General features: G+C 32.5%; 24 protein-coding genes and 1 pseudogene. 11 read left to right on the top strand and 14 right to left on the bottom strand.

Annotation, left to right across the window (positions count from 1 at the left end; translation table 11 throughout):
* Positions 1-2 precede the first annotated feature (2 nt).
* The gene (locus tag ACNQGX_RS16840) at positions 3-668 is read left to right on the top strand and encodes a response regulator transcription factor (RefSeq protein ID WP_417978192.1); all 666 of its coding nucleotides are present in this window, start codon (positions 3-5) and stop codon (positions 666-668) included.
* A gap of 84 nt (positions 669-752) precedes the next feature.
* Positions 753-1,427, top strand: coding sequence for a response regulator transcription factor (locus tag ACNQGX_RS16835; protein WP_417978190.1), 675 nt, complete (start codon positions 753-755; stop codon positions 1,425-1,427).
* A gap of 225 nt (positions 1,428-1,652) precedes the next feature.
* On the opposite strand, the gene ACNQGX_RS16830 is transcribed toward ACNQGX_RS16835, so the two are convergent.
* The gene (locus ACNQGX_RS16830; RefSeq protein ID WP_417978188.1) at positions 1,653-2,081 is read right to left on the bottom strand and encodes a hypothetical protein; all 429 of its coding nucleotides are present in this window, start codon (positions 2,079-2,081) and stop codon (positions 1,653-1,655) included.
* A 95-nt stretch (positions 2,082-2,176) separates the two neighbouring features.
* Between ACNQGX_RS16830 and ACNQGX_RS16825 the strand changes: the two are divergent.
* Positions 2,177-2,317, top strand: a pseudogene (locus tag ACNQGX_RS16825) (LuxR C-terminal-related transcriptional regulator); the annotation flags it as partial.
* Positions 2,318-2,340: 23 nt separating this feature from the next.
* Here ACNQGX_RS16825 and ACNQGX_RS16820 read toward each other — a convergent pair.
* Positions 2,341-2,466, bottom strand: coding sequence for a hypothetical protein (locus tag ACNQGX_RS16820; protein ID WP_417978186.1), 126 nt, complete (start codon positions 2,464-2,466; stop codon positions 2,341-2,343).
* 241 nt (positions 2,467-2,707) lie between these two features.
* Here ACNQGX_RS16820 and ACNQGX_RS16815 point away from each other — a divergent pair, with 241 nt between their 5' ends.
* From ACNQGX_RS16815 to ACNQGX_RS16780, 8 genes are all read left to right on the top strand, one after another.
* A complete protein-coding gene (locus tag ACNQGX_RS16815; protein ID WP_417978184.1) occupies positions 2,708-3,970 on the top strand; it encodes an asparagine synthetase B in 1,263 nt (420 codons plus the stop codon).
* A gap of 65 nt (positions 3,971-4,035) precedes the next feature.
* Complete coding sequence (locus ACNQGX_RS16810) at positions 4,036-4,947, top strand: glutaminase (RefSeq protein WP_417978182.1); 912 nt, start codon at positions 4,036-4,038, stop codon at positions 4,945-4,947.
* Positions 4,948-5,521: 574 nt separating this feature from the next.
* Positions 5,522-6,313 carry a hypothetical protein gene (locus ACNQGX_RS16805; protein WP_417978180.1) on the top strand — a complete coding sequence of 264 codons (792 nt, stop codon included), beginning with the start codon at positions 5,522-5,524 and terminating at the stop codon, positions 6,311-6,313.
* Positions 6,314-6,366: 53 nt separating this feature from the next.
* Complete coding sequence (locus tag ACNQGX_RS16800) at positions 6,367-7,029, top strand: hypothetical protein (protein WP_417978178.1); 663 nt, start codon at positions 6,367-6,369, stop codon at positions 7,027-7,029.
* 311 nt (positions 7,030-7,340) lie between these two features.
* Positions 7,341-7,463 (top strand): glutaminase, encoded by a 123-nt coding sequence (locus tag ACNQGX_RS16795; protein WP_417978176.1) that lies wholly within the window; start codon positions 7,341-7,343, stop codon positions 7,461-7,463.
* Positions 7,464-8,035: 572 nt separating this feature from the next.
* Positions 8,036-9,445: an aspartate ammonia-lyase gene (aspA, locus tag ACNQGX_RS16790; RefSeq protein WP_417978174.1), complete on the top strand. Its 1,410-nt coding sequence runs from the start codon at positions 8,036-8,038 to the stop codon at positions 9,443-9,445.
* A 410-nt stretch (positions 9,446-9,855) separates the two neighbouring features.
* A complete protein-coding gene (locus tag ACNQGX_RS16785) occupies positions 9,856-11,196 on the top strand; it encodes an anaerobic C4-dicarboxylate transporter (protein WP_417978172.1) in 1,341 nt (446 codons plus the stop codon).
* Between the two features lie 8 nt (positions 11,197-11,204).
* Positions 11,205-12,389, top strand: coding sequence for a porin (locus ACNQGX_RS16780; RefSeq protein ID WP_417978170.1), 1,185 nt, complete (start codon positions 11,205-11,207; stop codon positions 12,387-12,389).
* A 102-nt stretch (positions 12,390-12,491) separates the two neighbouring features.
* On the opposite strand, the gene ACNQGX_RS16775 is transcribed toward ACNQGX_RS16780, so the two are convergent.
* From ACNQGX_RS16775 to thrS, 12 genes are all read right to left on the bottom strand, one after another.
* The gene (locus ACNQGX_RS16775; RefSeq protein WP_417978168.1) at positions 12,492-13,295 is read right to left on the bottom strand and encodes an endonuclease/exonuclease/phosphatase family protein; all 804 of its coding nucleotides are present in this window, start codon (positions 13,293-13,295) and stop codon (positions 12,492-12,494) included.
* 507 nt (positions 13,296-13,802) lie between these two features.
* A complete protein-coding gene (locus tag ACNQGX_RS16770) occupies positions 13,803-14,123 on the bottom strand; it encodes a hypothetical protein (RefSeq protein WP_417978166.1) in 321 nt (106 codons plus the stop codon).
* A 21-nt stretch (positions 14,124-14,144) separates the two neighbouring features.
* Positions 14,145-14,432, bottom strand: a complete 288-nt coding sequence (locus ACNQGX_RS16765; protein WP_417978164.1) for a hypothetical protein — start codon at positions 14,430-14,432, stop codon at positions 14,145-14,147.
* 154 nt (positions 14,433-14,586) lie between these two features.
* Positions 14,587-14,874: a hypothetical protein gene (locus ACNQGX_RS16760; protein ID WP_417978162.1), complete on the bottom strand. Its 288-nt coding sequence runs from the start codon at positions 14,872-14,874 to the stop codon at positions 14,587-14,589.
* Positions 14,875-15,072: 198 nt separating this feature from the next.
* Positions 15,073-15,741, bottom strand: a complete 669-nt coding sequence (locus ACNQGX_RS16755; RefSeq protein ID WP_417978160.1) for a DNA-binding transcriptional response regulator — start codon at positions 15,739-15,741, stop codon at positions 15,073-15,075.
* Positions 15,742-15,752: 11 nt separating this feature from the next.
* On the bottom strand, positions 15,753-17,468 hold the full coding sequence (locus ACNQGX_RS16750) for a tetratricopeptide repeat-containing sensor histidine kinase (RefSeq protein WP_417978158.1): 1,716 nt from the start codon (positions 17,466-17,468) through the stop codon (positions 15,753-15,755).
* A 168-nt stretch (positions 17,469-17,636) separates the two neighbouring features.
* Entirely contained in the window at positions 17,637-19,349 is a 1,713-nt protein-coding gene (locus tag ACNQGX_RS16745; protein ID WP_417978156.1) for a tetratricopeptide repeat-containing sensor histidine kinase, read from the bottom strand.
* A gap of 229 nt (positions 19,350-19,578) precedes the next feature.
* On the bottom strand, positions 19,579-22,188 hold the full coding sequence (locus ACNQGX_RS16740; protein ID WP_417978153.1) for a zinc-dependent metalloprotease: 2,610 nt from the start codon (positions 22,186-22,188) through the stop codon (positions 19,579-19,581).
* A 190-nt stretch (positions 22,189-22,378) separates the two neighbouring features.
* Entirely contained in the window at positions 22,379-22,723 is a 345-nt protein-coding gene (rplT, locus tag ACNQGX_RS16735) for a 50S ribosomal protein L20 (protein ID WP_035633036.1), read from the bottom strand.
* A gap of 100 nt (positions 22,724-22,823) precedes the next feature.
* Positions 22,824-23,021, bottom strand: coding sequence for a 50S ribosomal protein L35 (rpmI, locus tag ACNQGX_RS16730; RefSeq protein WP_022827375.1), 198 nt, complete (start codon positions 23,019-23,021; stop codon positions 22,824-22,826).
* Between the two features lie 89 nt (positions 23,022-23,110).
* Positions 23,111-23,668 carry a translation initiation factor IF-3 gene (infC, locus tag ACNQGX_RS16725; protein WP_369800971.1) on the bottom strand — a complete coding sequence of 186 codons (558 nt, stop codon included), beginning with the start codon at positions 23,666-23,668 and terminating at the stop codon, positions 23,111-23,113.
* Positions 23,669-23,684: 16 nt separating this feature from the next.
* Positions 23,685-25,631 (bottom strand): threonine--tRNA ligase, encoded by a 1,947-nt coding sequence (gene thrS, locus ACNQGX_RS16720; protein WP_417978151.1) that lies wholly within the window; start codon positions 25,629-25,631, stop codon positions 23,685-23,687.
* Between the last annotated feature and the right edge of the window lie 594 nt (positions 25,632-26,225).

The raw sequence follows: 26,225 nt of genomic DNA, 5'->3' as shown, positions 1-26,225 counted from the left end.
TTATGAGTAATCCAATTAGAATTATTTTAGTTGACAATGAGGTTTTATTTAGAAAAGGAATTTCTTTTTTATTGGATGGAGAAGAAAACATTGATGTTGTTTTTGAAGCTTCAGATGGGAATGAATTAATTTCGTTTTTGAAGGAAAAGGGCAATATTCCGGACATAATTATAATGGATTTAAAAATGCCTTTCCTTAACGGGGTCGAAGCCATAAAGAGTATTCGTAATGATTTCCCCGAAATTAAAATCATTGCCTTAACCAGTTCTAATTCGAAATCTTTTGTGGCCAATATGATTGATGTTGGAGCGGTTTCCTTTCTGATAAAAAATGCCACACCACAAGAATTGCTAACTGCCGTAAACGAGGTTGCGACCAAAGGTTTTTATTATAACGACTTTGTTTTGAATGTCATTAATGAATATGTTTCGAACAAGAAAGGGATTAAATGCTATTTCGATACAAATTATCTGACCAGTCGTGAAATTGAAATTTTGAGACTCATTTGCAAACAGAAAAATACAGTTGAAATAGCGGAACAACTCTTTATAAGTCCAAGAACCGTAGAAGGGCACCGGAATAATTTATTGCTTAAAACGGAATCTAAAAATATAGCGGGATTGGTTGTCTTTGCCATACAAAATGAAATAGCTATTATCAATAATTAGGTTAAAGAATGGTGTTTTGATGCTGATTTTGAAATGCCTTTGTGAGTAACTGGAGGGGTTGGATAATTTTATAATTTTTGAATTGTGGAAGATGTTGTTAAAATAATTTTAGTTGATGATGAAATTCTTTTTAGAAAAGGAATTTCTTTTTTATTGGAAAGAGAAAAAAATATAGAAATTATTTTTGAAGCTTCGGATGGGAGTGAATTGATTTCATTTTTGAAGGAAAATAACAATCATCCGGACATCATATTAATGGATTTGAAAATGCCTTCTTTAAATGGAGTAGAAGCCACGAAGATTATTCGTAAGGACTTTTCTGAGATTAAAATTATTGCTTTAACGAGTTATGATTCGAAATCTTTTGTGGCCAATATGATTGATGTGGGAGCTGTTTCCTATATGATAAAAAATGCTACGCCACAAGAATTGTTGACTACTATAAATGAGGTTGCCATAAAAGGGTTTTATTATAATGATTATGTTATGCAAGTCATTCATGAAAATGTGTTGGCAACTAAAAAAGCCAAAAGTAATTTTTATAATAACTTTCTTACGACTCGTGAGTTAGAAATATTACAACTCATTTGTAACCAAAAAAATACCATTGAGATAGGAGAATTACTTTTTATAAGCCCTAGGACAGTTGAGGGGCATCGTAACAATTTATTATTGAAAACAGAATGTAAAAATATTGCCGGACTGGTGGTGTATGCGATACAAAACGAAATTGTGACCCTAGGAGATTTATTAGATTGAAGAAATTTCCAATTTGTGAGTTTATAAACCTTAACATTTATAAAGATTAAAAAAACAAAAGAGACTATTCAAAATTAATTTTTGAGTAGTCTCTTTATAATAGTTTTTTAAAAGACAGCAGCATTATTTTTTAATCTGACCGTCTGCATATACTACAATAGTGCGCGTTTCATTTTCTTTCTCTATTTTAATTTTGTACTGTTTTTTTATAACCATGCCATTTTTTTAAGAGTAAAAATACGTGTCGTCTTTAACGGCCCAACCCGGATGCTCTTTTAGAATAGAATGCATAACGATAGTAGGGAGTTTTACGTTTTTATATTTTTCATCTACACTAATTAATTTTTGGTCCTCGTTATAATATGCCACTATAGTGCCTTTTTCGATTTCCAGATAGAGTCTGTATATGGGATTTTCTCCATTGTTTTTTTGAATAGAATATTCTACAAATTTTTTCTGAAGTTCTCTTACTGCTGCGTCGGGGTGTTTATCGGTTAAATATACATACGAAACTTTTCCGTCTGTTTTTATAACCATGCCAGGGAATCCTTCTGTTTCCAGATTTCCATTTTCAAAATCACTAAGTATATTGTTTTGACTGTATGTTGCATTTGTAAAACTTACCAATAACAGCGTAATAATAAATGTTTTCATGATGTGTGGTATTAATAAAAATGTTTTGTAAAATGATATTTAGGTACTCATTTTCTCTTATGATCAGTGATGCCAATTGAAATGATGACAGGATAAACCAAATAGCGGAACAACTCTTTATAAGTCTAAGAACTGTAGAAGGGTACCGCAATAATTTATTGCTTAAAACGGAATCCAGAAACATAGCAGGATTGGTGGTATTTGCCATACAAAACGAAATAGCAATTATCGAGTAATGGGGTTTTGGCAATTTTTATAATTAGCTTCGAATGAAATCAATTGCCAAGATGTAGTAAATTATTATTATGGTAACCAATAAATACAGCCCTGCTTTTTTTAATAAATTTAAAGGAGTTATTCGTTTGTTACTTTCTTCTGATTTCATAGATTTAAACTGCATGGGTTGTTGGTAAATTGTGTGGAGCCAAAAGTAAAACTTCTAAATATGATGCCAATACGTGTTTTTACGTGATTTAAACTGAGATGCATCATAAAATGAAAACGATGGTGAACTTTGTAACGACAAGCTGGTTGATCATAATATTTATGTTTGGATGAATTAAAAGTTAAACAGGAGTTATTTAAACCGTTACCTTTTATATCTTTGATACAAATTTGTTTAAAAAATGGTGACCAAAAGAGTAATGTGTTTCTTCTTTTTGCTTCTGTCAATAGTAGCAAAAGCGTCTTTTATTTTGTTACCTATGGATGAAACGAGCCAGCAAAATCATCTGAAAGCATATGGAATAACCTATTGGTGTTTAGATAAAAATTACAAAGCCAGTTGGTTACTTAACTATCGTGGAGGTTCCTTTTTATTGCCTGATGCTGAGGAAATACGCAAAGAATGTCAAATTCGAGGGGTGAGTTTTGATATTATTTCTGATGGTGAAGAGTTAGCCATTTTAAATGAAATATCCAGTCCTTCCCAAAATATGGAATCAGTTGTCCTGGAAAAAGCACCTAAGATTGCTGTTTATACCCCAAAAGGGAAACAACCTTGGGATGATGCGGTGACTATGGTACTGACATATGCCGAAATTCCTTTCACACCAATTTACGATGAAGAAGTTTTAAGCGACCAACTATTACTTTATGATTGGTTGCACTTGCATCATGAGGATTTTACGGGACAATACGGTAAATTTTACGGAGCTTATAAAAATGTACCTTGGTACATAGAGCAAAAGAAAGAAGCAGAATCACTGGCAAGTAAATTAGGATTCCTTAAAGTGTCTCAAGAAAAAGTCGCTGTTGCTAAAAAAATTAGAGATTTTGTTATAGGTGGTGGATTTATGTTTGCCATGTGTTCCGCAACGGATAGTTTTGATATTGCTTTGACTGCGGATGGCGTTGATATTTGTGAAGCTATGTTTGATGGGGATCCGAGTGAGGGAAATTACCAATCAAAGATGAATTACGGTAATTCGTTTGCCTTCAAAGATTTTATTTTAGAAAGAAGACCGGAGCAATATGAATTTTCAGATATTGATATGACTTCGAAAAGAAGAGTTCCCATGGAGAAAGATTATTTTACTTTAATGGAATTTTCGGCAAAATGGGATCCAATTCCCAGTATGCTTTGTCAAAATCACACACAATTAGTAAAAGGATTTATGGGACAAACCACCGCATTTGATACTCCTTTAATAAAATCGAATATTTTGGTGATGGGTACTTGCGAGGTAAATGGTGAAGCGCGTTACATTCATGGTCAAAAAGGAAAGGGAATGTTCACTTTTTATGGAGGTCATGATCCAGAAGATTTTCAGCATCAAGTAGGCGATCCACCTACGGTTCTGGATTTGCATCCGAATTCGCCGGGGTATCGCTTGATTTTAAATAATGTATTGTTTCCCGCTGCGAGAAAGAAAAAACTGAAAACGTAAAGGATTTAGGATTTGACCCTTCTCCTGTGCTCAGGTAGCAGTTAATATTTACAATTTATAAGGCAATGAACTACGAAACTATTTTACAAGAAGTATATCAAGAATCTAAATCAATTCCAACTATTGGAAATGTTTCCACTTCAATTCCTGAATTGTCAAAAGTTGATCCGGATAAATTTGGGATACATTTGACAACCATTGATGGAGAAGATTATGGAGTTGGGGATTGTAATGAAAAATTTTCTATTCAAAGTGTGTCCAAAGCGTTAACGGTTGCATTGGCTTTTTCTTTTTTGGATGAAAAAATATGGGAACGAGTGGGAGTGGAACCTTCTGGAAGTGCTTTCAATTCCTTAGTGCAATTAGAATATGAAAAAGGTATTCCTAGAAACCCATTTATAAACGCAGGCGCAATAGTTATAGCAGATATGCTTGTGACGCATTTGAAAAATCCAAAACAAGATTTTCTTGATTTTATAAGATTGATTTCTGGAAGTCCAACTGTTGATTTCAATTTTAAAGTGGCACAATCCGAGAAAGACTTTCGTTTCAGGAATGCTGCTTTAGCCAATTTTTTAAAGTCTTTTGATAATATTACAAATGATGTAGAAACTGTTTTGGATTTTTATTTCCATCAATGCTCCATAGAAATGACATGTAAGGAATTAGCCCATTCTTTTTTCTTTCTTGCCAATGAAGGAAAAACCAAAGCTGGAATACAGGTTTTAACCAAAGGTCAAGTAAAAAGGTTGAACGCTTTAATGCAAACGTGTGGTTTTTATGATGAGTCGGGAGAGTTTACTTATAAAGTAGGATTGCCGGGAAAAAGTGGAATTGGAGGAGGAATTGCTGCTTTGTATCCGAAAAATTTTGTAGTCGCCACTTGGAGCCCACGACTTAACGAGAAAGGAAATTCAGAGTTAGGAATGAATGCTTTGGAGTTATTGACTACCAAGACGGGTATGTCTATTTTTTAAATAATAAGTTTCACAAAATATTTTCATAGGGATAAAAGCAATTTGACTGGCGCTATTTTCTGGATAGTGTCATGGTAAAATTATTTCCTAAAAAAAATAAGAGTTTTATAAACTAATAAATTACAGGTGCTAGCCTCCATGATTAATTAGTAGACTGTTAATTATGATTTCCAAATTTAGCCTATTCTGCAAATGAGGCGCTATTTCAAGAATTTTACTTTCACTCTTAATAAATATTCATAATTGAGAATGACAAATTTGAGATAATTTGATTGAAAATGTGTTCACTCTTGAGATCGTTTTTGTAGTTCAGAATTACTACTTAAGGATAGATGTCATTTGATAATCTAATAACCTTACTGAAATTAAATTTATGAATGTATTGTGTTCATAATAAAGTAAATACAGGTAAATATACGTGGATTCATTTCAGGTATAATTACTCTATATCAGTTTGTTTATTATGAGGATATTTGGATTGTTATTATTCGAATAAATGACATAGGCGGAATCCGAAAAGCCTTAATAGAGTAGGAGCCTCAATAATGAGAAAAACTTTTAAATCAAATTAATTATGTCTACAACAAATTTTTCAGAAACAGCATTAGCAGAAACTGCAGTGGTAAGAACATCATTACTTAGAACAACTTCGTCAGGAACAGTTTATGCAATCGATTTCGATTTCACAAGCGCTGACCAACAAACTATTTTATCATACCTTCAAGTGAACAATTACACTTTACTGGGATACAAAGGAGCAACAGGTCCGAATCAAGTGTCGAGTGGACTTCCAACATGGTTTGCAGTGCCTTACATGGAAATGTTTGGTCAGGTTGAAATAGATTATGAGCCACTTTACAAAGTGTATGTTTATAATCAAGCAAACATTGGGACAAACACAACTATAAAAATGGAGTGTTTATCTGTAGAGCTTCCATTAGGTACTGCCGTTCAGTTTAATTCAGATGGAACTTTTTCAGTTACTGGTAATGCGAACCCTGGCATAATAACAGTTTTAAATAACCGTCCTGCTGGAACAAGTAATATAACTATTGGATTAGCAGCTAAAGTTAACGGGGATTATGCGCCTTTCTGTGCATTTACCTGTACACCAGAAGGCTCAGTAAGTATGCAACCGAATGAAAAGGTTTGTTTATTTGCTGCCCAAACAAGTATGGTATCTGGATCAGTTGTTGGAAATGCGGCAGCTCCTGGTTGTACTTTTGTATTCAATGCTTCAAGTATTGAATACGATTTACAAATGATAGCCAGTACTTATGGTATTACTAGTGCTAAAGGTGGTAAACCTGTCACAATAATTTCTTCAGGAGCTTCATTAACTCAATTATTGAATACTCCTTCATAAATAGAGAAGCTGCCTCGTTGTAATTTCAACGGGGTAGCTTAATATAAATTTTTATGAGTAGTTTAAATATTCAAATTGATCAGACAGGCAGACAATTTCTTTTAGATAATAATGAAACCATTGTTTTGGCTTTACCGCAGGATGAAGATTATAAATATTTAGTTGCCTGCGTTTCTTTTAGCCCTTTTGGGGATAATAATACCGTTGATTTTTTTGATGATTGGATTGAATATACTTCATCTCAGAATATATCCTATATGGATATAATCAAAATGAATGCTCAACAAAAGGTAAATATTGGGAATGTATATACTTTTGATAATGCTGGGTTTCAAGGAAGCTCTCCTGCCTATTCAGATCAGGTATATGGACTTTTAAACGAAAGAAATATAGATGGCAATTATAATCTCACTTGTGGGCTTGGGCAAAAAATAAGTATTAATAATGACTCCGATCCGGGTTATTATGCAATCAATGTATATTCAGTACCGTATAATCAAACCATATATTTTGAGACGAATAGCTTAGTTAGGGTTTTTGTGGCTTCAGGAATATCAAATAATATGATTATTTCGTCTGCAATGTTAAGTCCGACTGCCAGAACTAAAAATAATGCTATTGTAGGGAGTTATCTTGAAATTGATTTGCAACAAATCTCAACCATTTATTTTGATAATTTAACCCACACATTTAAAATAGGATCCTTACCACAATAAGCGATGGTTAGGATTTTTTTTGTAAATAGTGATTGTAAATCATGAAAAATAGCCCCTTCGGTTATTCAATAAATTTTAGAACAGAATCAGAATAGATAGCTATGTTGACGTTTTAAATTTTATTGGAACAAAAAATAGAGACCAAAAAATCCAATCGCAATTGCGATTGGATTTTTTGGTTTTTGATTATATCATTCGAAGTGATAAATGAGTTTTATGCATTTCATAGTCCGTACTGATGGGAAGCTTTTTTTTCCAGTTTTTCAGTGTCAAAAGGTATCGTTTTCTTTTTTCATTGAGGAATTGCTGCTTTGTATCCGAAAAATATTGTAGTCGCCACTTGGAGCCCACGACTTAACGAGAAAGGAAATTCAGAGTTAGGAATGAATGCATTGGAATTATTGACCACCAAAACGGGGATGTCTATTTTCTAGAAACAAAAAGAGATTATTACGGACTAGTGCGTGGACATAAGTTTAAAAGAGGACGCAGATTATCACAAATTTACACAGATTTTTTTTTTTTTTGAAATTCAAACTGTCTTGAGTCTTCGGGACGTGTCAAATTTTTTTTGAAATATTTGTGCCCATATGATAGTTGAAAGTCTTTTTTCTTATTGATTTGGGTTTTTTATATGCAAATAATGATTTGAAATTATAAATTGAAAAATTTTTTAAAATAATTTGAAGAAAATATTTGTGGTGTTTTTGTTGGAATGACTACTTTTTGTTCTCTTTTTCACCACTTAATTTTTCATTGTATTTTTATTATGTTAAGGACCTCATAATTCTGTATACTGCCCCTGACATGCCAAATCGGGTATTCTTCAAACATGATATTTATCACAATTATTCTTTTTTTTACATATTAAATTTGTTAAGTCTTAAGAAGGTGGTTGTTCAAAAAACATGATTTTCCGTAAAAAAAAGCATGTTTTTTTTAGTAATTATTTTTTTAGACATAGAAAATTATCAATTTATTAAATAATTACAAATTAATTTTTATTATGAAAACGACAAGAAAAGAGCATGATTTTTTAGGTGAATTAGAAATTCCGAATCATTTATATTACGGTATACAGACTTTTAGAGCCGTAGAAAATTTTAACATTACCGGTATCTCAATTTCAAAAGAGCCTTTATTTATCAAAGCTTTAGGATATGTAAAAAAAGCTGCTGCATTGGCAAATAAAGATTGTGGTGTTTTAGACGCAAAAATTACAGAAGCTATTTGTTATGGAAGTGATCAGCTTATTGCCGGTAAATTTGATCAAGAATTCGTTAGTGATTTGATTCAAGGTGGAGCTGGAACTTCAGTAAACATGAATGCAAATGAAGTAATCGCAAATATTGGTCTTGAATATTTAGGTCATAAAAAAGGAGAATATAACTTTCTACATCCAAACAATCATGTAAACTGTTCTCAGTCTACGAATGATGCTTATCCATCAGCTTTTAGAATTGCACTTTATCTAAAAATGGAACGCTTTATTAAAACTTTAGGTGGTTTAGAAATTGCTTTTTCTAAAAAGGGAGTAGAGTTCAAAAGTGTATTAAAAATGGGACGTACACAATTGCAAGATGCGGTTCCGATGACTTTGGGACAAGAGTTTCATGCCTACGCAACTACTATTGGCGAAGACATTAAGAGATTAAAAGAGGCACAAAGTTTATTGTTAGAAATAAACATGGGAGCTACAGCTATTGGAACTAAAGTAAATGCTCCAGAAGGATATCCAGAAATTTGTGTGGATTATTTAGTAAAAGAAGTAGGTATTCCTCTAACATTGTCTCCAGATTTAATTGAAGCGACTGTTGATACGGGGGCCTATGTTCAAATTATGGGTACTCTAAAAAGAACAGCAGTTAAAGTTTCTAAAATCTGTAACGATTTACGTTTGTTAAGTTCAGGTCCAAGAACAGGGTTTAATGAAATTAATTTGCCAGCGCGTCAACCAGGATCTTCAATTATGCCGGGTAAAGTAAATCCTGTAATTCCAGAAGTAGTAAATCAGACTTGTTTTTATGTTATTGGTCAAGACTTAACAGTGACGATGGCTGCAGAAGCAGGTCAGTTACAATTAAATGTTATGGAGCCAGTAATTGCTTTTGCAATGTTTACTTCATTAGACTATTTGGGAAATGCAATCGAAACCTTAGTTGACAAATGTATTGTTGGAATTACGGCAAATACAGATCATTGTTTTAATATGGTAATGAATAGTATTGGAATTGTTACACAATTGAATCCAATCCTTGGATATGAAGAATGTGCCAGTATTGCTGGAGAAGCGCTTAAAACAAACAAAAGTATACATCAAATTGTAGTAATAGAGCGTAAGGAAATTACTCAAGACAAATGGGATGAAATTTTTTCACTAGAGAATTTGATAAACCCTAAATTCATAAATTCATAAATTTTTTATGAATATACAGATTCCAGCCTTGTTGTCGTTAACGTTTTAGCAAACGAAGATGTTAAATGAATAGTTTGAGTTGGCTTAGGAATCTGTTATATTAATGCTTTAGTAAGTAATTCACTTGAAAACACGTCTAAAAAAGAGGTTATTCTGTGACGTTCTAATACAACGGATTCAAGTGAATTTACTTTACTTAATGAAAATAATACCACACTTTTTATTGTTGAGGATGCTCTTAATCCTCAAAAGACAGCGTTTTATTACTGTTTTCTTTTGAAGATAAATGATAAGACAGAAAATCAAAAAATATTTTTAGAATAGTATTCAATTATAACTGAAGGAGGCCTTTTTTAGGCAACACCTAGTATAATTGCGACTAAATCAAATCAAATTAAACAACTATTTTTATGTTCTGGATAGAATTTTTAATCCTTTTAATCGCAATCCTTATCGGATCACGAATGAAAGGTATAGGTCTCGGTGTAATGGGGATTTTTGGATTAGTGATTTTCGTACTAGGATTTCACATGAAACCAACGGAGCCACCTATAGATGTTATGTTAATTATTATTGCCATTGTGACCACTGCTGCAACTCTTCAAGCGTCAGGAGGTTTAGATTATTTGGTTAGTTTAGCCGAAAAAGTAATTCGAAATAATCCTTCAAATGTTACTTTTATCGCCCCTTTTGCAACTTATATTTTATGTTTATTTGCTGGGACTTCTCATATAGTGTATTCTATATTACCCATCATTTCCGAAGTTGCAACAAAGAAAAGAATACGCCCTGAGCGTCCTCTAAGTATCTCGGTTATTGCCTCTCACTTAGCCTTAACAGGTAGTCCTATTAGTGCTTGTACTGCAGCTCTGGTAGTGTTGTTGGGATACCCCGGAGCCCTTTTTGATGTTATGATGATATCTATTCCTGCAGGTCTTGTTGGGACATTAGTTGCTTGTTTTGTTGTTAGAAAAAAAGGGTTAGAATTAAATGAGGATCCTATATTTATTGAGAAAATGAAAGATCCCGAGTTTGCTAAAAGTATTGATTCCAGTACAGAAGGCAATGGAACAAAAGTAAGAGCTGGAGCTAAAACTGCGGTTATGATTTTTAGTGTTGCAATTCTACTAATTGTAATAGCTGGGGCTTTTCCGAATTTATTACCCAATTTTGGACCTGGAACAAAAAATTTAGTTCTGAAGGATGATGGTACTGTTTCTATGGTAACTGTTATTTGTTTAATCACTTTGTCTGCTTCAGCTGCCATGATGTTAATTACAAAAACCAGTGCAGTTGCTGTTACCCAAGTTAGTTTATTTAGCTCTATGGCTTCAGCAACAATATCTGTGTTTGGAGTAGTCTGGATGGCTTCTACTTTCATGGAAAATAATTCGGTTGTCATCAAAGAGTCTTTAGGTAGCGTTGTTACTGCTTATCCTTGGACTTTTGCTATAGCTTTATTTCTTTTAGGAATCATAATGTTTAGCCAGGCTGCTGCAGTTAAGACTATGATACCATTGGGTATTGCTTTGGGATTATCCCCTATAGTTTTGATAGCTTCCTTTCCTACGGTAAATAGTTTTTTTGTATTACCAGGTTACCCAACATTATTAGCAGCTATCAATTTTGACAGGACGGGAAGTACAAAAATCGGGAAGTATGTTATCAATCACAGTTTTAATCTTCCAGGTATTGTTGCTACTGTTGTCGCTGTTGCTGTTGGTTTTTTAATAGGTTCAATTATTTTATAAAAATGATTATGAAAACTATAAATAGTATAAAAAACAGATTGTTTTGTTTCATTGTTTTATTTATCCCAATTGTTATTTCAGCTCAGGAACAAGGTGAGGATCCATTGTTGTATCAGTCGATAATTCCTACGTCAAAACAATCTTTATTGAAAGACGTTGATGTTATTTTTAATACTCGCTTTAGCTTTAATTCTAAATTTGAAAATGGGGATTATGAGAAATCTGTATTTTCAGTCGACCAATTTCGACTTGAAATAAGAGGAAAGATTCATGAAAAAGTGAGTTTTAGATTTCGTGATAGATACACAAGAGCTCCTAAAATAGGCAGTCAAGATAACATTAATAGAACAACTGATATTGCCGCTTTATTTATTGATTTTACTCCTAGAACCAAATTTTCTATGGGAAAACTATTGGCTGATTTGGGGGGGTATGAATTTGATATGAATGCAATTTATATTTTGGAGTATAATGATATTTTGGATAATTCTGACCACAATTTAACGGGTGCTGGTATATCCCATAAATTAAAGGATGGCAGGAATACATTTATGTTTCAAATATTGGATTCAAGAACAAATGTTTTGAAGGAACAATACGATAATATTGTACCAGATGGGACAATAGAATCAAAAACGGCTTTGGCATTTGTAAGTAATTGGCATGGAACCTTTTTTGGAGGTAAATTTGAAACGTCTTATAGCTATGGTTTCTTTAATGAGGCCAAAAACACAAGCATGAATTATATCGCACTTGGGAATAAGTTTAAAAGCGATAAATTATTGTTGTATTATGATTTTAAGTATAGTACAGAAGATTTAGATCGTAGGGGTATTGTTCGAAAACTTGTTAAGAGTGATGACGCATCAAAAGATGTGGTATACGTCGAAAATTGGCTAAGAGCAGAGTATAGAGTTCAACCAAAAGTAAATTTAGTCTTAACTCTTATGTCTCACAGTTCTTATTGGAATAGTAATCCTGATGTTAATGCTTGCAACAAATTATATACTAGCTATGGTCTGATTCCGACTGTTGAATATTATCCTTTCAAAGATTTGAACCTGAAATTTTATTTGGGTTATATAGCCAGAAGATACGATTACTCTTCTTATGCTGAAAACGCTTATGGTTTGGAAGATAAAAATACAGGAAGATTAAGTTTTGGAATTATTGCGCCAATACTGGTTTTATAACTAAATTTAGATCTTTCTAAGTGCCACTCAATTTGAGTGGTTTTTTTTTATCCTTCATCAGACATGCTTATACTACCTGTCAGTATTTCTATTGTATGTCAATTAATTCAAAGAGAATTCAAACCAAATAGGGATATGATCGGATATTATTCTGGCTTCTTTTAGGGAATTAAAATTTTTATGAAAAGGGATAATTCCCGAATTGATAGTATTGATTTTTGAAGTTTTGTAATACATATTGTCAAATTCAGAAGCGAGACATTTACCATTTTTACATTCTTGCTTCAAAGAGGTTTTCTGGTTGACCAAAATCGATTGATACCCCATTTTTTTCAAAGGATTAAAAACCGTGTGCGATTGCGGACAATTGAAATCGCCTGCAAATATTAAATTCAAGTTGGGATATTCATCGGGTAAAAACCGGAAGTATTTTATCTCAGTTTCAGGTTGTCTATTTTTAGTAATAGCATGAAAATTAACGACAGTGAATTGTTTGTTTCCATATTGAAACGTACAAAAATACGGTTCCTTATCAATCTCTAGATGGTATTTTTTTTCGAGCCAAGCTTTTCCTATTTTCTTGACTTTACTCGTTTTCCAAATAAAGGCATAACGTTCCGTTTTGTAAGCGCTGCTGCTGGTTGGATCGCTAATTACATAATCCCATTTGGCTCCTTTGCGGTTGAGTTCCTCAGCTAACCGGGCTACAGCTTGAGCACCGCCATAACCCGCTACAACCTCTTGGATTGCAATGATATCATAGTCACGAAGCGTATTGGCAATATAGTTTATTGTTTTTTCGGATTTAGATTTGCCAAGGTTTTCTATGTTCCACGAAAGGAGTTTGGTTTGGGAGAAAGTAAAGGTTGAAATAAGAAGGAGCAGGAGGGAAAAGAGGGGTTTCATTTAGGTAGGATGATTGTATTTTAAAAATTATTTAGTAAAAGAATAACGGAAATTACCGGTCAATAATTGTTTAAACCTCATATTTAATTATGAATTTAGAATATTTTGCTTGATTTTTATGCTGTGATAGTCCTCTTTATTCCTTTTCTTTCTAAAACGGGTTTGATAGCAAAAGTAGTGAAATAACTCTTAAATTTGAATTGTGTGATTTTTTAGCTTTTAAATTCAGTAATTAATAATTTTTCCTTTTTTCAAACCTAAACTGTAGAAAATCATTACTTCATGGTTCTCTTTATTTTATCTCCTTTTCCAAATTTTATATACCAAATAAATGATACAAATAGTACCCAAAAACATTATAGCAATTTGTATTGAAAATAATAGATTGGAGTTCAAAATAATTAAGGGTTTCATTGATTTCGTATTTTAATTTGTGTAAACCTACCTCTATAAAAAATCATTAGTTTACGGTTTTCCTCATTTGGAGTAAAAAAATATAAATAGGTATTATTCAAACTCAGTATTATGAGTTTTTGTATTGTTTTGGATGTAGATAATTTTTCCTTTTCGGTGTCTGGAAGGATGTCTTATTGGGCGTTGGTTTATAGAAATGCCAATAAGATTCTGAGTTGGATTCGTTTTTCCTGATTTAGTAAAAAGATCAACGCCTGCCTTTTCTTTAAGAATTAAAGTTTTAGGATTGTCTTTATCTTCTAATAGCCCATTATCATTATGAACGTTATTGTGATGAATTTGTAGCTGTTGTTTTGAGGGGCAGGAGAATAGAGCCATAAATAGCAATAGTCCTATGAATATAATTTTTTTCATTTATTCTTTTTAAGACTATATTTAGTTACAACATGCATTCACAATTTTTTTTCGGATTTTGAAAACTTTTGTAAGTTGCTTTTTTGTTCCTTTATTGAGTTTTTTGCTTAGGCTTTCAGACTTAACTTTTAAATAAGGATATCTTGATAATGAAAGAGTATTGTCTTTAAGTGATTTTTTATAATGAATGAGATACTCTTTGACATAATTATCATAATCATTGAGTTTTTCATCCCATTTATCTAAGATAAGTTCCTCTTTGTTTTTTTCGAGTACGTTCAAAAGGGATTTGGTTTCGTTTTTTTTCATAACCTAAATTATTTTATGGCATCAAAATTAGGGGTGATAAAAGTGATTACTTTACGGGAAACCGTAAACCTTAGAAAATTAAGTACAAGAATGTTATATAGGCTGTCTCAGCTTATAAAATATTCTGAAATAGATACCTTGAAATAAAATACTATTATTGTTTTACCCAATTGCTTGCAATCCAGTCTAATAATTGTAGTCGGTAGATTTCGTTTTCTAAAGAGGGATGTTGTAAAAAGCTTTCTGCTTTTTGAAAACTTGCTTTTGTTTGAGGAACTTTGTATTTTTTTAGAAACTGATTGCAGAAATGTACTACTTCAAATTCTTCTGTTTTATTAACACAAATCCTATCAAGAACTTCAATAGTTTTAGGATTGTTTTCTATATCAATAGTTTGTGAATATCCAGCAAATGCTAAGTCTTCTCTTGTAAAATCAGCCATTTTATATGATTTAAAGTTTTATTGGCCAAACCTAATATCTTTAGAAATCATTTCTTTACGGGAAACCGTAAAAGGGGTAATTATTTTAAAAAAAAACAAAAAATTATTGAGTTTCCACAATTTGAAATTATCAATTTTTTTAAATGGATTCGATTTATCGTTATACAGTTTTTTTATTGGAGAGAAGTGATAACAAGATTAGACCAAGCCTAGATCTTTGGTAATGGCTATAAGGTGCACATTATTACTGGCTTTGAAGTATATTTTCAATCTGTTGATTCTTTTTTCAAGACTACTGTTACCATTTGGAATGATTCCTGAATCTTTAAATTCTGATGAAATATCATCAAGAGTTAGACCTTTAGATAATGATTTCAAAAGTGCAATGTCATAGGATTCAATTTCAAAAAGTGATTTGTCTCTTAAAGCATGAGATAATTCAGGCGATAGTTTGATTTCTTCATTGTTATAAATGCGTTGAATTGCTTTCTGGAGCTCAGGAATACTGTCTCTTCCTTTAGATACATAGGCATTAATTCCCAAGTTATTGAAAAGTGATTTTATTCTAAAGGATTTATCTTCAATAGAGAATACTATTGTCTTGATGTCAGGTTGTACTTTTTTTACAGCCTCAATTAGCTCTTCACCGGAGCAGAGCTTATTTTCTCGATGGTCTGGCTTGAATGATAAATCACTAATCAATAAGTCATAAGGCTGATTATCATGAAGTGCTTTTTTTATTTTTAAAAAAGCATCATCACAGTATTTGGCATGATGAATTTCTAAGATGGAGATTTCCCCTAGTGCTTGAACAACAGCGATACTGATACTGTCTAAATCTTCGGCTACTAAAACTTTATGAAACATAGAAACTAGAATTATATTGGGATTATAAAATGCGCTTTAAAACCTTTATCGGATTTAGTGTCAAAAGTAATTGTTCCTTTTATAGACTGAATACGGTTTTCCACATTTTGAAGCCCATTTTTTAAATTTAATTGTTCTAATGTTGCTCCAACCCCGTTATCCGTATAATCTATCTGTAATTTATTTCCATTTTTTTTGAAAGTCAGGACAATTAAACTGCATTGACTGTGCTTTTTCATGTTAACCAGTAATTCTTGAAGTACACGATAAACGATAATTTTTTTATTATTTTCTATTGTTAACCAATCAATCGAATCCATTCCATTAGTTATCACATTTACTTCCTGGGTATTAAACCCGGACATCATTTCTTTCAAATCAGATATAAATAATGGTCCAGTTTCCATTGCATTGTTTTCTCGGGATATATTTCGTGTCCTAGAATAAATGGTGTCTAGATTGGAAATCAGTATTTCTTTATTATGAGTTGTGGATAAATCTTGAGTTTCAGCAAAAGCCATGGTATGATACACATCGTTAGCCAATTCATCGTGAAGTTTTTTAGAAATCCGAATTTCGGTATTATATGAAGCTTTAATCTTTTCTCTTTTATTTCGGGCTAATAGCAGATTAGTTATAAAAATACTTATTACAGTAATGGTTCCCACAACTAAATATAAGATTAAATTTTTCTTTTTTTGATATTCTAATTGAAGAATTTTTTGGGCCTTTAGTTTCAGATTTTCATCTTTTTCTTTTTTTGAATCGTATTTAATTTTAGCAAATTGATTTTTAGCCTTTTGTCTTACTTTAGTGATACTGTCATTAATATGGAGGTATTTTAGAGAGTATTCTTTAGATTTATTTCCAGTATTGAGTTCTATCAATAATTTTAAAGTATAGAGGCGGTCATCGGGACATTTTAATTTTGTAGCAGTATTATAGGCTAATAGTGCATAGTTATTTGCTAAATTTTTATTCGTTTTGTGATGATATTCGGATAGATAAGCATAACTGGATATTTTGCCAATATCATTTCTTTTAAGTCTTATTTGAAGTGATTTGTTTAAATAATTTAATGCTTTAGAATTACCTATTTTAAAATAACAATATCCTAAGTTTGTTAATATTCTTGAATAACTAGATGAATCATTCAATACTTCTCTTCTGGTAATTAAAGGCTCCAGTATAGTAGCCGCCTTTTTAAATTCTTTCATTTCTAGATTTACAAATGCAATATTATTTTTTATATCTGATTTTCGAAGTTCATCAGTTTTTAAATTTAATGCTTTATTGTAGTAATAAAGAGCACTTTCATAATCATATGTATATAAATAATTAATACCCATTATGGTATAAATATTCCATTTATATTTGGGATTTGTAGTTTTTTCTAAAAAAGGAATCGCCTCCATAGCTGTAGTTTCACTACCAGAGTAATCCCCTTGGTTTTGTTGAATAGTAGCTAAATTTGATATCGAATAGATGATTTTAGAAACATCTTTTTTTTCATCACAGGCTGATTTAGCTTTATTAAAATAATAATAGGAACTATCATATTCTGATTTTTCAAAGTATTTGTCTCCTAGGTCAATTAGTCGATCAATTTCAGCTGTATTGTTTTTTTTCTCGGGATTGTTTAGCGTCTTTTTTTCACAGGAGTGAAGTATTAAAAAGAATAACAATGATAAAAAATAAACTATGGGATGTAACTTTTTTAGAATCATTCCCCGAAAATAAAGAAATTAATTAAAATATTGAAACTATCTTCAAGACAATTTAGAGTATAGTTTTAGAAGAAGAGTTGGAGCTTTCAGTTCTATGCATCAATTAAATTATTATCAGTGTTTTAGATAATTATATTGTTTAAACTCGATTAAACAAATGAATTAGAATTATATTGGAAAAATAAAATGTGCTCTAAACCCTTTATCGGATTTAGTGTCAAAAGTAATCGTTCCTTTTATAGACTGAACACGGTTTTCCACATTTTGAAGCCCATTTTTTGAATTTAATTGTTCTAATGTTGCTCCAACCCCGTTATCCGTATAATCTATCTGTAATTTATTTCCATTTTTTTTGAAAGTCAGGACAACTAAACTGCATTGACTGTGCTTTTTCATGTTAACCAGTAATTCTTGAAGTACACGATAAACGATAATCTTTTTATTATTTTCTATCGTTAACCAATCAATCGAATCCATTCCATTAATTATCACATTTACTTCCTGGGTATTAAACCCGGACATCATTTCTTTCAAATCAGATATAAATAATGGTCCAGTTTCCATTGCATTGTTTTCTCGAGATATATTTCGTGTCCTTGAATAAATGGTGTCTAGATTGGAAATCAATATTTCTTTATTATGAGTTGTGGATAAATCTTGAGTTTCAGCAAAAGCCATGGTATGATACACATCGTTAGCCAATTCATCGTGAAGTTTTTTAGAAATCCGAATTTCGGTATTATAAGCAGCCTTAATCTTTTCTCTTTTATTTCGGGCTAATAGCAGATTAGTTATAAAAATACTTATTACAGTAATGGTTCCCACAACTAAATATAATATTAAATTTCTCTTTTTTTGATGTTCTAATTGAAGAATTTTTTGGGCTTTTAGTTTCAGATTTTCATCTTTTTCTTTCTTGGAATCGTATTTTATTTTAGCAAATTGATTCTTAGCCTTTTGTCTTACTTTAGTGACACTGTCATTAATATGGAGGTATTTTAGAGAATATTCTTTAGATTTATTTCCTGTATTGAGTTCTATTAATAATTTTAAAGTATAGAGGCGGTCATCTGGACATTTTAATTTTGTAGCAGCATTATAGGCTAATAATGCATAATTATTTGCTAAATTTTTATTCGTTTTGTGATGATATTCGGATAGATAAGCGTAACTTGATATTTTGCCAATATCATTTCTTTTAAGTCTTATTTGAAGTGATTTGTTTAAATAATTTAACGCTTTAGAATTACCTATTTTAAAATAACAATACCCTAAGTTTGTCAATATTCTTGAATAACTAGATGAATCATTCAATACTTCTCTTCTGGTAATTAAAGGCTCCAGTATAGTAGCCGCCTTTTTAAATTCTTTCATTTGTAGATATACAACTGCAATATTATTTAAAGAAACTAATTTTTCAATAGCAGTTGTTTCTTTTATGAGTGATGCTTTATTATAACAATATATAGCATTCTCATAATCGAAAGTGTTTGAATAAATATTTCCTAAAGTTAGGTTTAAGTCAAAGTTGTAAGAATGATCTTTTTTTGTTTCAAGTAATGGAATAGTTTCAATTGCTACAGTTTCAGCTCCACTATAATCAGCTTGGGTGTAATGGATTGTTGCTAAATTTATTAATGAAAGAATCATTCGAGAAGTGTCTTTTTTTGATTCAGCAGATAATTTAGCTTTATAATAATAGTAGTAGGCTTTATCACAATCCCATTTTTTTAAAAGGCTATCTCCTGCATCTATATATCGGTCCGTTTCAACTCGATCTGCTTTTGATCTTTTCCAAGAGTTTTGTTTCTTCTCACAAGATTGCAAGAAGATAAAGATTGTTAGCGCTAAAATATATTTGCATAGTTTTTTTGTTGCCATTTTCCGAAAATACAAAAATTAATTAAAATACTGAAACTATCTCCTAGCGATTTAGAGTATCCCGGATTCCATCCTGTAACCGGGAAACCATTTAAACCTATTACGCAATATATTATTGATAAATACCTAAAACAATAGTAACATAAAGGACTAAACTATAGTTGAAAAAAAACTCCCATTCCGATTTTTAGAATGGGAATGGGAGTTTTTGATGCTTAAAAAGTTATTATTATTTTATGGCAAGTGCAGTATCGATTAAGAAAATAAGGCTGCCACGATGTGCTCGGGTACTTTCATCTATGGAAGTAGCTGTAAGCAGCATTGATTTAATTTTTTTTAATGTTTGTCTTGCAGCAGCTTTCGAAATATCATCATAAGAGTTTCTGGAAGCATTTATATCCGAAATTTCTATAGCCTGTTTAACAAAATAAGTTTGAAGGTATTGTCTGTGCATATTTACTTTTCCAACTAAATCAGCTTTGAATATTCCGCTAACTAAATCATTCATAACTTCTGCTACTGAATACGTATTGCCGTAGAGACTAGTGTTAGAAATTCTTTGCAATGTTGTAGGATGCAGAATGTGTGAAAGCGCTCCATCAGTTTGCATGGATAGATATATACCAGTCAATTTTGGATCTTCTGTAGAAGAGAAGAATCCAAATCCACGTCTTTGCAATTGTAAATAAGGATATAAAGAAGCATCAGCATCAAATGCATTTGGTGCAAATGCATATTTATTCAACACCTCAATTGCTCTTTTTTGCTCAGCTTCAGATACAGGGGTGAATGGCTTTTCAGTTGTATTTTGCCCAACATAACTTCGGTCAACATATACTCCGCCAACATAGCGGCTTACTACAGCTATCATGTTTCTTCTTTGCCCGTTTAGCATGCTAAAACGTGAACGTAATTCTGCATAATTCTGTCCAGTTTTACTATATTTTACTTTGAGTTTAGGCATTACAGTATTGACTAATTTAAATCGGCCTTCGGCATATCCTATTGCATCACTACTCAAGTCTTCGATCATTACATGTGGATCAATCGCCTTTCCGGATGCTCTCATGTCATCTGCATCATTACCAAAAGCAAGTCCTGGTTCTGTACTTCGGCTAAGAATTTTGTTTAACTCATTTTCTTCCAGTTTTTCATCAAATTCTTTGTATCCATATTCAATGGCCCAAAGATCGTATGGCCCAGGTTTGGTAGTAAAATAGTTTCCTTGTTTTGTTCGATCCAATGAAAGATTGATAGTAGGATAATCCATTACTGAACCAATTAAACCAATTTTTTCTGTAATTGAAATGTCATTAAGTTCTGAAGGACTTAACATTTGACTCGCTTTCATATTGTGATTTAAGCCCAAAGTATGGCCCATTTCATGTAAAATCAAATAATATAAAAACTCTTTATGAACTTTTAAAATAGTTTTTGGATCTTCATCATAAGCTTCTGCTATGGTAGCGCCAGTCAAAAATTGACTTTTTAGCTCGCTTGCCATCGTACAAAGATGTCCGTCTGAATGAAAATAGGTGTTAAGATTATTTTGATTTTTAATGCTTTTCGCCGAAAATAATTCGTCATAAATTGGAGATCTGCTTCCTGAACTCCATTCCACTGTAATATCAGAACCTAAAATTTGTCCTGTTCTTGGGTTGGCAAAACTGGGTCCAATTGCACCATAATTTGGATTTGCTGAAGCAACCCAACGAATGACGTTATAACGCACATCTCCTGCATCCCAATCAATAGTGTCAGGTTGTATTTTCATCACAACAGCATTTTTGAAACCTGCTTTTTCAAAAGCTTGGTTCCAACGATTACCTGCCTCGACAATAGTTTGACGATATTCAACAGGTGTTGTGTTTTCGATCCACCAAACAATAGGTTCTACAGGTTCACTGAGAGCTGCTGTAGGATCTTTTTTTGTCAAATACCATCGATTGATAATGTCTTTATAAGGTGTTGGTTTTATACTCGTTTGGTCGTTAATAGTTTGCCCAAAATATCCAATACGAGGATCATCCTGTCTGGACTTGAAATTATTCTCTGGTATTTCTAAAAACGTATGTTGCATACGAACACGAATATATCGTGCATCAGTAATATCATTTCCACCACCATTTAGAGGAGCCGGATTATCATAAGCCAAATCTACAACGACATCAGTATTATTAGGGAAAGATCGGATACTATGGTATTTTGATTTAGCTGAATTGAAATTGCCAAGGTTGAAAATTGCTCCCGGAGGTATTCCTGGAGGCATCGTTGGTTTTACTGGATCTAATTTTTCACTTAAGAAAAGACCGTCAGCAACAATTAAGAAACCAGTACTGTCTTGTGCTACAATTTTCTCAGCCAGAAAAATTGCTTCTGAAATATCAGTACCGGCAGTTTTACTAACGGCATTTTTTTTGTCGTAATAAAAAGCGGTGTTAACTAATCCAAATTCAATTTTGTCATTGGCTTTCTGTATGTTAAAAATACTTGTGGCACGATGCATGCTTTGATTTAAAAACAAAGCTGTTGGTCCATTCATGGAATAGCTTTGATAGATAAATTCCTTGTTCAGTTGGTTTTTCTTAATGTAAAGTTGCATATTTCCGGTAACCGTATCCTGATACATGGTAAATAAACCTTCAATTTTTTTGCTGCTTTTTATTTTGTCATTTATAGAAACAGTAGCAGTTTTTTTCGCCTTAATTGAATCTGATTTTGCAGCTGCTATCTCTTTTTTGTTTCTCTTTTTGCGATTGGTTTTTTCTTGAGCAAATGTGAAACTTGTAATAAATAATAACACTAAAGAAAGAAGGAGTGTGGGTTTTAATTTAATCATAGTATTTGAGTTTAATGAAAAATGATAGGAATCACGTCTTGTTTTTTAAAAATCCTTACGAAAATAGAATAAATTTTTGAGATTAGTTAGAAGTTTTTTAATTAGAATAGATTTTAAAAATAAAAAAACCCCAATCTTTCGATTGAGGTTTCTATATAAGTAAGTAATCTAAATTGAGTTGATAAAACGTTTATTTTACTTTATTAAGTACTGCTTTGAAAGCTTCTGGGTGGTTCATAGCTAAATCTGCAAGAACTTTACGGTTCAATTCGATTCCGTTAGCTTTTACTTTACCCATGAATTGTGAATAAGACATTCCTTCCAATCTAGCTCCAGCGTTGATACGTTGAATCCATAAAGCACGGAAATTTCTTTTGTTCACTTTTCTGTCACGGTAAGCGTAGCACATTGCTTTCTCTACCGCATTCTTAGCAACTGTCCAAACGTTTTTACGTCTACCAAAGAAACCTTTGGCTTGCTTCATTATTTTTTTTCTTCGTGCTCTTTTAGCAACTGAATTTACCGATCTTGGCATAATTTTGATGTGTTTTTGTAGCAGGCGGCTTGAATTGAATCAAAAGCACTTAATGGCCATACTCCAAGGTTATTTTAAATTGTTTTAACCTAAAGAATTATTAGATAATTCTTAATTGTTGTTTGATGCTTTTCATATCTGTTTTGTGAACTAGCGCTGAGTGTGTCAAAGCTAATTTACGTTTTTTAGACTTTTTAGTCAAGATGTGACTTTTAAAAGCATGCTTTCTTTTAATCTTTCCAGAACCAGTAACTTTGAAACGTTTCTTGGCGCTAGATTTGGTTTTCATTTTAGGCATTTTTTCCTAGTGTTTTAATTTATTCTTACTTACTATCTTTGCTTTAAGCTATATGCTTATTGCCTATTGCCTATTACCTATGGCAAAAATTATTTTTTCTTCTTAGGAGCTATGAACATAATCATTCTCTTTCCTTCCAGAACTGGCATCGCTTCCACTTTACCAAACTCTTCAAGATCTGTAGCTAATCTCAATAATAAGATTTGACCTTGATCTTTATAGATAATCGAACGACCTTTAAAGAAAACAAACGCTTTCAATTTCGCTCCTTCTTTCAAGAATTTCTCAGCATTCTTTCTCTTAAATTCGTAATCATGCTCATCTGTTTGAGGTCCAAAACGAATTTCCTTAACGACTACTTGTGTAGATTTCGCTTTTAGGATTTTATCACGTTTCTTTTGCTCGTAAACAAATTTCTTGTAATCCATGATTTTACAAACCGGTGGATCAGCATTTGGTGAAATCTCAACTAAATCCAATTCAAATTGGTCAGCTAATCTTAAAGCTTCCGAAAGTTTAAAAACTCCAGGCTCAATATTTTCACCTACAAGTCTTACTTCTTGTACACCACGAATAAGGCTGTTTATTCTGTGGGCATCTTTTTTTTCTACGCGAGGTTGGTAACCTCTGTTGCTTCTTATTGCTATGACTTTATAATTTAAGTTAAACTGTAAATACTTTTAATGTTTTATTGATCTCTTCGTTAACAATAGCAGCAAATTCTTCTATTGTCACGCTGATATTTCCTTTTCCTTCCTGTCCATGACGACGGATAGATATAGTACCATTTTTCTCTTCTTCCTCGCCTACAATCAACATAAACGGGGTTTTTTGCATTTCTGCGTCCCTGATTTTCTTCCCGATTGTCTCATTTCTATTGTCAATGAGGGCGCGAATTTCGTGATTTTCTAGCAAATCTAAAACTTTTTTCGCATATATTTCATATTTCTCACTCAAAGACAATATTATAGCTTGTTCCGGCATTAGCCAAAGAGGGAAATTTCCTGCTGTATGTTCTAATAAAATGGCAATAAATCGTTCCATAGATCCAAAAGGGGCTCTATGAATCATCACCGGTCTATGTAATTCGTTATCAGATCCTTTATATGTCAAATCAAAACGCTCCGGCAGGTTGTAATCTACCTGAATCGTTCCTAATTGCCATTGTCTTCCTAAAGCATCTTTTACCATGAAATCCAATTTAGGGCCATAGAAAGCTGCTTCGCCGTATTCAACTACAGTATTCAATCCTTTGTCGGCAGCGGCATTGATAATCGCATTTTCCGCTTTTTCCCAGTTTTCATCGGTACCTATATACTTATCTCTATTCTCTTTGTCTCTTAAGGAAATCTGAGCGGTAAAGTTTTCAAATCCTAATGAACCAAATACATATAATACCAAGTCAATTACTTTTTTAAACTCTTCGTCTAATTGTTCCGGAGTACAAAAAATATGGGCATCATCCTGTGTAAAACCTCTTACACGAGTTAAACCGTGTAATTCACCACTTTGTTCGTATCTGTAAACAGTACCAAATTCAGCATAACGCTTTGGTAAATCTTTATAAGACCAAGGGCGTACATTATATATTTCACAGTGATGAGGGCAGTTCATCGGTTTTAATAAAAACTCTTCTCCTTCAGCAGGAGTGCTTATGGGTTGGAAACTATCGGCACCGTATTTTGCATAATGCCCTGATGTTACATACAATTCTTTCTGACCAATATGTGGTGTAACCACCTGCTCATATCCACCTTTTTTCTGTGCTTTTTTCAAGAACTGTTCAAGACGGTCTCTCAAAGCAGCTCCTTTTGGTAGCCACAATGGTAAACCAGCACCTACTTTTTGTGAAAAAGCAAACAGTTCAAGTTCTTTACCTAGTTTTCTATGGTCACGACGTTTCGCTTCTTCCAGTAATTCCAGATATTCAGTTAAATCCTTTTGTTTCGGAAACGAAGTTCCATAAACACGAGTCAGTTGTTTGTTCTTTTCATCACCACGCCAGTAAGCACCGGCAACGCTCATGATTTTCATCGCCTTAATAATTCCGGTATTTGGAATATGACCACCACGACATAAATCAGTAAACGTATCATGATCGCAAAACGTAATCGTTCCGTCCTCAAGATTGGTAATCAATTCTGTTTTGTAAACGTTGTCCTTGTATAATTCCAAAGCTTCTACTTTAGAAACTGGACGTAGTTTGAATTCATGCTTTCCTCTTGATATTTCAAGAACACGATCTTCTATTTTTTTGAAGTCTGCATCTGTGATTTTATGATCTTCAAAATCTACATCGTAATAAAATCCATTAGATATTGCTGGTCCAAGAGTTAATTTTATCCCAGGATACATTTCTTCAAGAACCTGCGCCATTACGTGTGAAGTTGAATGCCAAAAAGCTTTTTTCCCGCCTTCGTCATTCCATGTATATAATATAAGACTGCCGTCCGTCGTCAAAGGAGTTGTGGTTTCTATAGTTGTACCATCAAAAGAAGCCGAAATTACATTTCTGGCAAATCCTTCACTAATGCTTTTAGCAACATCCATAGGAGTTACCCCTGAAGCAAACTCTTTAACTGACCCGTCGGGCAAAGTAATCTTAATCATTGTTTATTATTTTAAGAATGCAAATATAGACCATTACAAAAATACATACAATATATATGTAAGGTTTGTTACTATATAGGTGTAAAAACAAGATGACAGTCATTATATATAGGTAAAAGAGTGTATTTCTGTTAGGAGCTATTTCTCGCTATTCGTTTCAAATGAAATTCACTGAACTTCAATAAAAATAAAAGTATAGTGAAGTAATCTTTTCTCTCGTATAAAGAAACTCGAGAAAAGGATTTTCACTGCTATCGGGGCTAGGGAAGTAGTTGTAGTAATCCGCAATGTGGTTAAAACGGTAATAACCCCGAGTATTCAGAAGGATTAGGTGAATAAAGAAAGGTATGATACGATTACTATATACAATGACATCTGCGGTTTTTTACCCATTTCGTCTCCCACTCCTTCGGAGAGGGCCGGGGAGAGGAAAATAGTTTCATTCCAAAAGTCATATTTCCAGCGAGTTAAAGCGAGAGTTAAAAAAACATTAAAAAAAGGGGGTTAAAAAGCTTGAATAACGGGATAAAGGTGGTAGTTTTGCACCCGCAATGACGCAGACGTTCTTTAACAAACTGACAAGTAATACGAATT

The sequence above is a fragment of the Flavobacterium glycogeni genome (genome assembly GCF_048286775.1).
In the GTDB taxonomy this organism is placed as follows: Bacteria; Bacteroidota; Bacteroidia; order Flavobacteriales; family Flavobacteriaceae; genus Flavobacterium.
This window is presented reverse-complemented; position numbering and strand designations above follow the sequence as displayed.

Excerpts from the sequence above, each read along its gene's own strand:
- ACNQGX_RS16840 (WP_417978192.1), top strand. The coding sequence starts at position 3 with ATGAGTAATCCAATTAGAATTATTTTAGTTGACAATGAGGTTTTATTT.
- ACNQGX_RS16830 (WP_417978188.1), bottom strand. The coding sequence starts at position 2,081 with ATGAAAACATTTATTATTACGCTGTTATTGGTAAGTTTTACAAATGCA.
- ACNQGX_RS16820 (WP_417978186.1), bottom strand. The coding sequence starts at position 2,466 with ATGAAATCAGAAGAAAGTAACAAACGAATAACTCCTTTAAATTTATTA.
- ACNQGX_RS16815 (WP_417978184.1), top strand. The coding sequence starts at position 2,708 with ATGGTGACCAAAAGAGTAATGTGTTTCTTCTTTTTGCTTCTGTCAATA.
- ACNQGX_RS16810 (WP_417978182.1), top strand. The coding sequence starts at position 4,036 with ATGAACTACGAAACTATTTTACAAGAAGTATATCAAGAATCTAAATCA.
- ACNQGX_RS16805 (WP_417978180.1), top strand. The coding sequence starts at position 5,522 with ATGTCTACAACAAATTTTTCAGAAACAGCATTAGCAGAAACTGCAGTG.
- ACNQGX_RS16800 (WP_417978178.1), top strand. The coding sequence starts at position 6,367 with ATGAGTAGTTTAAATATTCAAATTGATCAGACAGGCAGACAATTTCTT.
- aspA (WP_417978174.1), top strand. The coding sequence starts at position 8,036 with ATGAAAACGACAAGAAAAGAGCATGATTTTTTAGGTGAATTAGAAATT.
- ACNQGX_RS16785 (WP_417978172.1), top strand. The coding sequence starts at position 9,856 with ATGTTCTGGATAGAATTTTTAATCCTTTTAATCGCAATCCTTATCGGA.
- ACNQGX_RS16780 (WP_417978170.1), top strand. The coding sequence starts at position 11,205 with ATGAAAACTATAAATAGTATAAAAAACAGATTGTTTTGTTTCATTGTT.
- ACNQGX_RS16775 (WP_417978168.1), bottom strand. The coding sequence starts at position 13,295 with ATGAAACCCCTCTTTTCCCTCCTGCTCCTTCTTATTTCAACCTTTACT.
- ACNQGX_RS16770 (WP_417978166.1), bottom strand. The coding sequence starts at position 14,123 with ATGAAAAAAATTATATTCATAGGACTATTGCTATTTATGGCTCTATTC.
- ACNQGX_RS16765 (WP_417978164.1), bottom strand. The coding sequence starts at position 14,432 with ATGAAAAAAAACGAAACCAAATCCCTTTTGAACGTACTCGAAAAAAAC.
- ACNQGX_RS16760 (WP_417978162.1), bottom strand. The coding sequence starts at position 14,874 with ATGGCTGATTTTACAAGAGAAGACTTAGCATTTGCTGGATATTCACAA.
- ACNQGX_RS16755 (WP_417978160.1), bottom strand. The coding sequence starts at position 15,741 with ATGTTTCATAAAGTTTTAGTAGCCGAAGATTTAGACAGTATCAGTATC.
- ACNQGX_RS16750 (WP_417978158.1), bottom strand. The coding sequence starts at position 17,468 with ATGATTCTAAAAAAGTTACATCCCATAGTTTATTTTTTATCATTGTTA.
- ACNQGX_RS16745 (WP_417978156.1), bottom strand. The coding sequence starts at position 19,349 with ATGGCAACAAAAAAACTATGCAAATATATTTTAGCGCTAACAATCTTT.
- ACNQGX_RS16740 (WP_417978153.1), bottom strand. The coding sequence starts at position 22,188 with ATGATTAAATTAAAACCCACACTCCTTCTTTCTTTAGTGTTATTATTT.
- rplT (WP_035633036.1), bottom strand. The coding sequence starts at position 22,723 with ATGCCAAGATCGGTAAATTCAGTTGCTAAAAGAGCACGAAGAAAAAAA.
- rpmI (WP_022827375.1), bottom strand. The coding sequence starts at position 23,021 with ATGCCTAAAATGAAAACCAAATCTAGCGCCAAGAAACGTTTCAAAGTT.
- thrS (WP_417978151.1), bottom strand. The coding sequence starts at position 25,631 with ATGATTAAGATTACTTTGCCCGACGGGTCAGTTAAAGAGTTTGCTTCA.